Origin of the sequence: Streptomyces sp. MUSC 14, assembly GCF_001866675.1 — a bacterium.
In the GTDB taxonomy this organism is placed as follows: Bacteria; Actinomycetota; Actinomycetes; order Streptomycetales; family Streptomycetaceae; genus Streptomyces.
The window spans coordinates 39,056-48,898 of record NZ_MLYN01000012.1 but is presented as its reverse complement, the minus strand read 5'-3'; the positions used below and the strand labels follow the sequence as shown (position 1 = coordinate 48,898).

Genomic DNA, 9,843 nt, shown 5'->3' with positions numbered 1-9,843 from the left:
GATCCCGTACACCACGACAAGGGACACCATCGTTTCTGGCAGCGCATTACTCTCACGCTCGACCACTTATTTTTGCTTTACATCTGTGCATGGGGGGCCGCAGATGTCGTTTCGTCATGCCGTCACCCGTGCCTGGAAAGGAATTCGGGTGACTCCTCGTATGCGCAGGATGCTCCCCGTCGCGGGGGTTGCTGCCGTGCTGGCGCTGGCAGGTACGCCGATGCTCGCGTCCGCCGACCCGCAGCCGACAGGGGGAACTGCCGGGGCCACGCCGCCGTCCGCGGTGGAGGACTACGCCTATCCGAACGCGGATCAGATCCAGCGGGACAAGGGCATCAAGCTGATCAAGGGCGACGGGCACATCACCCTCGCCACGTGCGACGACTCCGCCCAGCAGGTCAAGGTCCTCACCGTGCAAGGGCAGAGCGGCAATCAGCAGGGCGCGTACTGCTTCAAGGCGAGCGCGAAGTCGGGGTATCTCACCCTGGAACTGGCGCGGGTGTTCGCGCTGGAGACCGCCGACCACCCGATCAGCGCGGACCTGAGGCCGCAGGCGGATCCCTCGGCGCCGGTGAAGACGGTGACCGTGGACAAGAACGGCTACCAGAGCGTGGGCGAGGGCGCGGCCGGTGGCGCACCGACCGTGCTGCTGGAACTGCGGGTCACCGGCTGACCGGCCCATCCGCCTGCCTGCCCTCTCCTCTCCCGCACGACAGCAAGGAATTCTTCATGTCCGGCTTTCGTCCACGCACCGCGTGGACCGGCGGCCTTGTCGCCGCCACCTCGCTGGCCGTCGCCCTGACCGCCGCACCCGCGACCGCAGTATCCGGCCCGACAGCCTCTGACACGGTCTCGGCCGCCACCGCCCGGCTCGATGCCGGTGGTCAGCGCGGCTGTTCGGCCACCCTGGTCGCCGCGCAGTGGCTGCTGACCGCCGCGAGCTGCTTCACCGACACACCCGGCGGCACGCTCACGTCCGGAGCGCCGAAGCTGAAGACGACCGCCACCATCGGTGGCAGCGCCCAGCAAGTCGTGAACCTGGTGCCGCGCACGGACCGTGACGTGGTGATGGCCCAACTGGCCAAGCCCGTCAGCGGTATCACCCCCGTCCAGTTGGCGGCCGCCGCGCCCGCCGCCGGGGACGAGGTCCAGGCTGCGGGGTACGGGCGTACCCACGACGAGTGGGTGCCCGACCACGTCCACGCGGCCGCATTCACCGTCCAGAACACCGCCGCCACCACCCTCGATCTGGCCGCCAAGTCCGACGGCGCCGCGATCTGCAAGGGCGACACCGGAGGTCCGGTACTGAGCACCACCGGAGCGGTCGTGGGTGTCAGCAGCCTGTCCTGGCAGGGTGGTTGTCTGGGCACCGACCCGGCGGAGACCCGGACCGGTGCTGTTGCCGCCCGGGTCGACGACCTCGCCTCCTGGGTCCAGCAGGTCGCCTACGCCCCCGTCTTCGCGGCCGCCCCGTGGAAGCACGCCGTGCAGATCACGGCCGGCTACTACGCGGGCGACTCCGCCGGCGGCACCCGCCACATGGACCTGATCGTCGTCTGGGACGACGGCAAGGTCACCCTCTACCAGGGCGGCTACGGCAACGACCCCGCCCGCCCCTTCGCCGCGGAACACCAACTGCAGCCCGAGAAGAGCATCTGGACCCACGCCGTCAACGTGACCAGCGTCAACACCGGGAGCGTTACCGACGGAGTGGTGGTGCGCTGGTCCGACGGCGAGATGACCCTCTACACATCCGTCGACGCCAAGGGCTTCCACGGCGAGAAGCAGCTCGCCCCGCCCCACAACACCGAATGGCAGGACGACGCCCAGCAGCTGACCGCCGGCCGGTTCACCGCGAACGGCCTGCGCGACGACCTGCTGGTCACCTGGAAGGACGGCCACGTCTCCCTCTTCAGCGACCTGGCGGCCAACGGGCTGAACAAGCAGACACAGACCGTCGCCAAGAACACCACCTGGACCCACGCGCAGATACTCGCCAGCGGCTCTTTCACCGGCAAGGCCACCGACGACCTGCTGGTGCGCTGGACTGACGGTGAGACCACCATCTACCCCGGCATGACCGGCAAGGGCCTGCCCGGCGAGATCAGGATCCGGCCCGAGAAGTCGTACTGGACCAACGCGGCCGCGATCACTGTCGGCGCCTTCAGCGCCGACACCAGCGCCAACGACATCCTCGTCCGCTGGAACGACGGCCACGTCAGCTACTTCACCGGCGTCGACGCCAAGGGCCTCCACGACGAGATCCAGCTCGCACCCGCCGGCTGACACACCCGGCGGCCCTCTGGGGGCGGCACCCGGACAAACGGCGAGCCGGCCCATGGTCCTCGCCTGCCCGGACGTCTCCGAGCGTGACTACCAGCTGAACACGGATGATATGAGAGACAGTTGAAGACGAAGAAGCCCGCGGGCATCGCGGTGAGAAGGGGTGTGCATGCGACACGGATGCTCTGTCTGTGTCTGCTGCCTCTTGCCCTCATAGTCGGCCTGCTCGGGAGCTCGGCCTCCCGCGCGACGGCCGACGGCACCCCGACCGGTGGCGGCAGTGCTGCCACCGACGAGGTGGCCGACCGCTCTCAGGCGCTCGACCTGTGGTCGTCGGGCGGCCCCGGGGTGCGTGCCGCCGCGGAAGTCGCTCTGACCGGCGGCGAAGACGGCGTACGGCACTTCCTCGACACGGTGAACGATGCCACGTTCCAGGACGAGCGCATCACCGTGGCCCAGCTCGCCAGCGTGGGCGGGCTGAACCTGCAAGAGGCCGCCCGAAAGGCTCTGGACGGAACCCAGAACGACCTCGAGGACTTCCTGGACGAGGGTTGGCAGGACCCGCTGTTCCAGGATCAACGGGTTCAGGTCGCGCAGATCATCGACGTGGGCGGCCCGGAGGTCCAGAAGGCCGGGCAGGCCGCGCTGAACGGGACGCCTGGGGACATCAAGGCGTTCCTGTCCACCGGTCAGTACGACCGGCGGGCGCAGGACGAGCGGGTCGAGGTCGCGCAGATCATCAGCGTGGGCGGCTCCAACGTGGTGGCGGCGGGCCGCATCGCGCTGAACGGCTCGGCCGAGGACATCCACGAGTTCCTGGAGGTCGGCCAGTACGTGGCGCGTGCCCGTGACCAGGAGCACGCCACGGTCGCGCAGCTGGCGGCGCAGGCCACGAAGGCCGGCGCCAAGGCGGCGGCGCAGACCAAGGCGGCCAAGGACGCCTCCACGCGGGCGGTGAAGGCGGCGAAGCTGGCCAGGGTGGCCGCGCAGAATGCGGCGGCCGAGACCCAGGCGGCCAAGAACGACTCCCTGCACGCCGCTTCGGCGGCAGGCCGGGCGGCGTCGGCGGCCAAGCAGGCCGCGGAGGCCGCGCAGGAGACGATCGACGCCGCGTCCGCCGCCAACAACTCCGCCCGGCTCGCGGCCAGCGCCGCCGAGCAGGCCGCTTCGGCCGCGGTGGGCGCCGCGCAGGCCGCATCCCGAGCCCAGAGCGCCGCAGCGGACGCGGCCAATGACGCGGGCAAGGCCTCCGCTGCGCGCAAGGCAGCCGAGGACGCCCGCACCGCGGCCAAGGGCGCACGGCTGGCGGCCGACGCCGCCACGCAGGCAGGCAACGCGGCGGCCGATGCCGGCAATGCGGCGAAGGCCGCCGCCGACGCCGGCAGCAACGCCGATGCCGCCGCGGACGCGGCCGATGCAGCCAACACCTATGCCACCCAGGCCGGTGTCCACTCGTCCGAGGCCGGTGCCGAGGCGGCGGCCGCCCACCGCCACGCGCAGGAGGCCAACCGCGCCGCGAACGCGGCCGCAGCATTGGCCGCGGAGTCTGCCGGTGCGGCGAACGACGCGCGCGATGCGGCCAACGCGGCGGCCACGCATGCGGACAACGCCGCGAAGGACGCCGATGACGCGGCAGCCCACGCTGGACAGGCGGCCACCGCCGCAGCCCAGTCCGCTGCCCACGCCAAGGCAGCCCAGGATGCGGCCGACGCCGCCACCACGGCCGTCGCCAAGGCCAAGAAGACCCACGACACCGCCGTCAAGATCGAGACGGAGGAACTGACCGAGCGCACCAACGCCGGTATCGCCCAGGCCAAGGACCTCAAGGCCAGGCAGGACCAGCGGGCAGCCGCGGACGCGGCAGCCGCCCAGCAGGTCAAGGACACCGACGACCAGGCCAAGAGCCTGGCGGTGCAGGCCGCGCAGCCCGGAGCCGACCCCAAGACCCTCGCCCCGGCCGGCCGCAAGGTCGCACTGGCGACGCTGGAGACCGGCGGACCCTGGAGCAGGGGCGCCGCCGAGGACGCCCTGACCGGTACCGACCAGGACGTCGTCGACTATCTCACCACCCGCCGCGACCAGGCCGTCCACCAGGACGACCGCTACCGGGTGCAGACCCTGGCCCAGGAGAGCTCCCTGGCCTCGGTGCGCAGCGCGGCCGAGGACGCGCTCAAGGGCAGCGACGAGCAGGTCTCGGCGTTCCTCGCCACCGGGCAGTACGAGGCCGGGGCGCAGGACTTCCGGGTGAACATCGCCCAGATCATCGACGCCGGCGGACCGGTGGTGCGGCAGACCGGCCGGGCCGCACTGGACTCCGACGACCCGCAGAAATTCCGGCAGTTCCTCACCAGCGGCCAGTACCAGGCGCGTACCCAGGACGAACGCGTCCGCGCCGCCCAGCTCGCCGACCCCAAGAACAGCGGCAGCGGCCCGGACGTGAAGTCCGCGGCCCGTATCGCCCTGGAGGGACCCGACGATCTGCTCGACCAGTTCATCCGGGTCGGGCAGTACAAGGCCCAGCGCCAGGACTTCCTCGGTGCCACCCACATCGCGCAGATCGCCCAGCTGATCGCGGACGCCGCCGGTGTCGCGGCCACCGCCCAGCAGAACGCCGCCGACGCCCACAGGGCCGCCGCCACCGCGGCGCGGGCCGAGGACCAGGCGGCCGACTGGGCGAAGAAGGCCGACGCGTCCGCCAAGCAGGCCAAGGGCTACGCCGACCAAGCGGCCCAGTCCGCCAAGGACGCGCAGGCCTCCGCCGACCGGGCGGCCGCCTCCGCCCACACCGCCGCCAAGGCCGCAGCTTCCGCCGACCAGGCCGCGAGCGACGCGGCCACCTCGGCCGTCGACGCCGCCGGCTCCGCCCAGTGGGCCCAGGCATCCGCCACCGCCGCCTACACCGCCGGAGCGCAGGCCCGCGCCTCCGAAATCGCGGCCGGTAAGGACTCCAAGGCCGCCGACCAGGCCTTCGCGGACGCCTTCAAGACGGCCGTGGAGAAGAAGGAAGCCGAACGCAAGGCCGCCGAGAAGGACACCGGAGCCCAGGCCGAAGCACGCTACCGCTGCGGCATGCTCGGCTGCGACGCCGTGGAACGCCCGGCCCGCTACTGCCAGCACAACGAGGTGCTGTGCGGCCTCGCCTCCATGGGCCCCGGTGCCGAGGTCGCGGCCGAAGAGCTATGGACCGTGGAGAAGGCCTTCGGCCTCGGAAACTGGTATCCCTGCAGCAAGGGCGACCTCGATGCCTGCACGCAAGTCGCTGAGGACCAGGCGTTCCGTAGCAAGTGGAAGCTCCTCGAAGAGGGGGTGGAAGCGCTTCAGGACCTGCGCCGCCTCCGCTACATGAAGGAGTGCACCCAGTGCTTCCCGGCCGGCACCGAAGTCCTGATGGCCGACGCTGACACCAAGAACATCGAAACCATCCACGCGGGTGACACCGTTCTGGCCACCGACCCACTCACCGGCCGCACCGCGCCCCGCAAGGTCAGCCGTCTCATCATCACCGACGGCGACAAACACTTCGACGAACTCACCATCACCACCCCCGACGGCCCCCGGAAACTCACCGCCACCTACGAACACCCCTTCTGGAGCCCCTCGGCACACCAGTGGGTCAAGGCCCACGACCTCACCCCCGGCAGCACCCTCCTCAGCACCGGTGGCACCCCCGTCCGCGGCCAGGCCAACCGCGCCTTCGACCAGCAGACCCGCACCTACAACCTCACCGTCGACGACCTCCACACCTACTACGTGCTGGCCGGCCGCACGCCGGTGCTGGTGCACAATTCAGGGTGCCCGGCGAATCTCGACGATGTCTGGCACGAGGGAAGTTTCCAAAACCCCGGGAGAAGCTTCCAATACCACTGGAAAAAGCACGGTGAGACATTGAATGTCCCGCCCGACAAGTATTTGCAGGATGCGACGGACTGGGCGAAGCGACTGGCCGAGCCGGGAGGCAAGAAGGGTTACAATCAGAAGAGGATGCCCTTCCCGGACGGTAATTGGGGCGTGAAGTACACCGATCCCCACGGGGGCATGGGCGGGATGATCGGGCCGGATGGACGAATCGTCTCCTTCTGGTACGACGAGAACCATTAGAAGCGGGGGAAGACATGATGCTCGGTTTCACGGACGCCTACACTCTCTGGCTCGACCTGCCGTTCCCCCGGAAGGGATCGACGAAGGACCTGATCCTGGCGCACAGCGATCTGGCGGAAGCCGACGAGTACGTGACGACCGTGGTCCGATTCGTGGAGAACGGCATCTTCAAGCCTGCTCCGGTCGACGTACCGGCGATGCTCGAAGAGTTGATGCAGCGAATCGATCGGCTCGGTGAAACGGCATCGGACGGCGACCAGGCCGTGGCCCGCTCACAACACGCATACGCGGCTCTCCTCGACCTCGTTTACCGGCAGTTCCTTGAGGCGGGAGATTCGCGTGAATAGCGGAACCATTCTCCTCGGTACCGGCAGAATCGAGTCGGAGCGATGAGGCAGAGCTGACCTCCAGAGGGTCCGTCGGGTTTTCTCCGGCGGGCCCTCTGAGCCGTCTGGCGACGCCTTGCCGAGAAGGGCGATCCCAATACCGATCACTTACCCCAGACGGACCAAGAACGAGGAAGCGACACACAAGACCTTTCCCGGCCGCATGCGCCGCGCCTCCGAGGCGCCGACCCAGGCCGACGTGGTGTCGTCGGTGGAGCTGGCCACGGCGGACTGATCATCGTGTCTGGCGGGTCCGGGGTGTGATGAGGGCTTGGGTGGCCGGCTCGGGTTCGAGGCCGAGGTCGCTGAGGTGTCTGGCCAGGCGGGTGTAGGTATGCCGGGCCGCGTCGTTGCGCCCGCAGGCCTGGTACAGGCGGATGGCGTGCTGGGCGAGGCGTTCGTGGTCGGGGTGGATGGTGCCCAGGTGTTCCAGCAGTGTCAGGACGGCGTCCCGCTCGCGTGGTGAGGACTCAACGTGCTCGGCCTGGCGGGCCAGGCGGACGACCGCGTCGGTGGCTCTCATGGCGAGGTGTTCGCGGACTGTGTCGGCCCAGAGGTAGTCCCCGCCCTGGGCGAAGGGGCCTCGGTAATGGTCCAGGGCGGCGCTCACAGCGTCCAGGGCATCGCTCAGGTTTTGCTCGTCTGAGGCGGAGAATGCTTCTTTCAGGGCGCGGCTGAAATCCGCGAGGTCTGTGTCTACGAGTTCCGGGTGGAGTTTGTGGAGTTCTCCTTGGAGCACGATGAATTCCTGGGAGGTGGTTCCGGTCGCGGCGCGCAGTGCGCGTCTCACTGCGCGGCGAAGGTTCTTCAGTGCGTTCTGGTCGCTGCCGGGTGCAAGGTGGAGTTTGTCGGCGATGTCGGAGGCGAGGAGTCCGGCGGGATGTGCGGCCAAGAGTGCGAGGAATTCGTGGACTTCACCGCGGAGATTCGTGCCGACGGGGTCGTGTTGGCCGCGGGCGTAGAGGGTGATGGGACCGAGGACGTGCAGACGCACGGGCCTGGTCTGTGCTGGTCGTGATGTCTCGGCTGCGGGCGGGCGGGGCCGTGGGTTCTGCGGCGGGGGTTCTGCTGCTGGTTCAGGATGCTCGCTGTCTGTGTCAGGGCCGGGCGCAGGAAGAGCATGCAGTCGCGGGCGCCGGCCGTGGGCAGTGAGGAGGACCTCGGTCACGTCGCGTGCGGCGTCGGGGGTGAGGTGGAACAGTTTGAGCGGCGCGGGATGTGGACCGGTTGCGCCGACAGCGGTGGTGGTGCCGTCGGCGGCGATGTGCCAGGCGGCCGTGCCGGGCAGTGGGGTTCCCAGAGTGAGGACGATCAGTGTTCCGGGTCTGCTGCGGGCGGCCAGGGCTTGCAGTTGTCCAGTGTGGGCGGCGTCCGGCGCGGCGAGCAGGAGCAGAGTGCCGGGCCCGGTTTCCGAAGGGCAGTCAGGGCTCGCTTGCCCGGTTGTCGAAGGCGCGGTGCGCTGCTCGTCGTGTGCGCGGGCGTGGGTGATCAGGTGCTGTTCTGCGGAGCAGACCGCCTCCGCGAGGTCGGCGCTCTGGGCCAGGGCGGTGAACTGGGAGGGCAGTGTCGACAGTAGATGCTCACCCAGGTCGTGGGGAACGACCGCCGTGATGCGCGAAGACGCAGGGCGCTGTCGTTCGGCAGCAGTGAGGATGCCGACCAGCAGGGCGCGTGCGGCGCCGTCAGCGCCAGGGCCGGTCCAGGCACAACCTCCGGGCACGGCAAGCTCATCGAGGCAGACCTCTGCGCCTTCTCGGACACCGATGGTAACCGTGCCGCTCGTGCGGGGCTGCTGAGGAACAGGACGCCGGGGGGCCAGGAGGCCGTTATCGGCTCCTGGACGGCGGGGCCGGATGGCCGCGTGGGCAGCCTGTGCAGCCTTGTCCACCAGCGGGCTCAGGGTGGGTACTTCCGTTTCCCGGTCGGCGTCGCGCCGGCGGTGTTGGTGCCAGTACCAGTAGCGGCGTGCAGCCAGCAGACCGGCCGCCGCGGTGATGCCGATCAGGCCCGCCTCCCCAAGGCTGACCGCGGCCGGGCCGGATGGTGGAGCCATCTTCCGGGTCGTGGCCCTGTCATGCCGGCCGACTTCGGTGGGAGCGTGTTCGCCGCCCTCCCTTCGATCTATCTCCTTGCTTTGGCTTGGAGTTGGCGGCGATGGCGTGGTCTCGGTGGGCTTCATGGGTGTGGTGTCCGGCACCGGATGTGCCGGAGCAGGAGCGGGCGTCGGCGGTGCGGTGGCAGTCCGGTTGACGGGGATGGTCAGTCGCCACCCGGGCAGGACCAAGTCCGGATCGGTCAGTCGGGCTCCGCCATGCTGGACGCGGTCCTTGTTCAGCGCGTAGATGCGCGGCCACTTGAGCGCGTCGCCCAGGTGTGTACGTGCGATGTCCCACAGAGTGTCGCCCTCGATGACCGTGTACTCGAAATGTCGGGCCGGCACGGTCCCTCCGGTCGCCGCGAAGCGCGCTGGAGCCGGCGGGGCGGTCGTGGTCGGCGCCGGGGCTGGCCCGGCTCGGGACACAGGCACGGGCTGCTGGACCGGGGCGGGAGTGAGAGGAGCTGTCGCGGCGGTGTACGGCCGGGCCTCGCCCAGGGACGGCTGCTGGGCACTGGCTGTCTGGGGGCGGCACAGGCCGATCAGGGCGACAACGAGGGTGCCGATGCACAGCGCGGCCAGCGAGCCCTTCACAGACAGGGCTGCGACATGTTCGTGGTGCACGTGACGGTCGCGCAGCAGTTGCGGGAGGTGAGTGGTGTACCAGATGGTCTCGCGGACCACGGTGCAGGCGAAGGCGGCCCAGCACACCCAGCCGACCACGGCCAGCAGCTCGATCATCAGGGGGTCGCTGACCGGCTGCGCCAGCCGTTGCCCGAACTCGCTGAAGGAAGTGACGTGTTCGGGCCAGGGCAGGCCTGTGGCTCTCCACAGGACGTAGGGCATTCCGGCGAGCAGGGCGAGCGTGACGGCGAGGGTCCCGCCGGCGGTGGCAGCCGCGGTCAGGCGCTGGCGCAGCTGCGGTGGGTGTGTCATCGCCGGTTCGCTCTCGTTGGCCGGAAAGGGGTGGTTGAAGGGTTC

5 protein-coding genes are annotated in these 9,843 nt (G+C 69.8%); 4 read left to right on the top strand and 1 reads right to left on the bottom strand.

What is annotated here, in order from left to right; genetic code table 11:
• Window positions 1–148: 148 nt before the first annotated feature.
• From BIV25_RS06120 to BIV25_RS06105, 4 genes are all read left to right on the top strand, one after another.
• On the top strand, window positions 149–673 hold the full coding sequence (locus BIV25_RS06120) for a hypothetical protein (protein WP_256255617.1): 525 nt from the start codon (window positions 149–151) through the stop codon (window positions 671–673).
• A 56-nt stretch (window positions 674–729) separates the two neighbouring features.
• On the top strand, window positions 730–2,286 hold the full coding sequence (locus BIV25_RS06115; RefSeq protein WP_071371111.1) for a S1 family peptidase: 1,557 nt from the start codon (window positions 730–732) through the stop codon (window positions 2,284–2,286).
• A gap of 162 nt (window positions 2,287–2,448) precedes the next feature.
• Entirely contained in the window at window positions 2,449–6,381 is a 3,933-nt protein-coding gene (locus tag BIV25_RS06110) for a polymorphic toxin-type HINT domain-containing protein (RefSeq protein WP_371272995.1), read from the top strand.
• A 14-nt stretch (window positions 6,382–6,395) separates the two neighbouring features.
• Window positions 6,396–6,728, top strand: a complete 333-nt coding sequence (locus BIV25_RS06105; protein ID WP_071371109.1) for a hypothetical protein — start codon at window positions 6,396–6,398, stop codon at window positions 6,726–6,728.
• Window positions 6,729–7,002: 274 nt separating this feature from the next.
• Here the strand turns inward: BIV25_RS06105 and BIV25_RS06100 are convergent, their stop codons facing one another.
• Window positions 7,003–9,798, bottom strand: a complete 2,796-nt coding sequence (locus tag BIV25_RS06100; RefSeq protein WP_071371108.1) for a BTAD domain-containing putative transcriptional regulator — start codon at window positions 9,796–9,798, stop codon at window positions 7,003–7,005.
• Window positions 9,799–9,843: the final 45 nt, after the last annotated feature.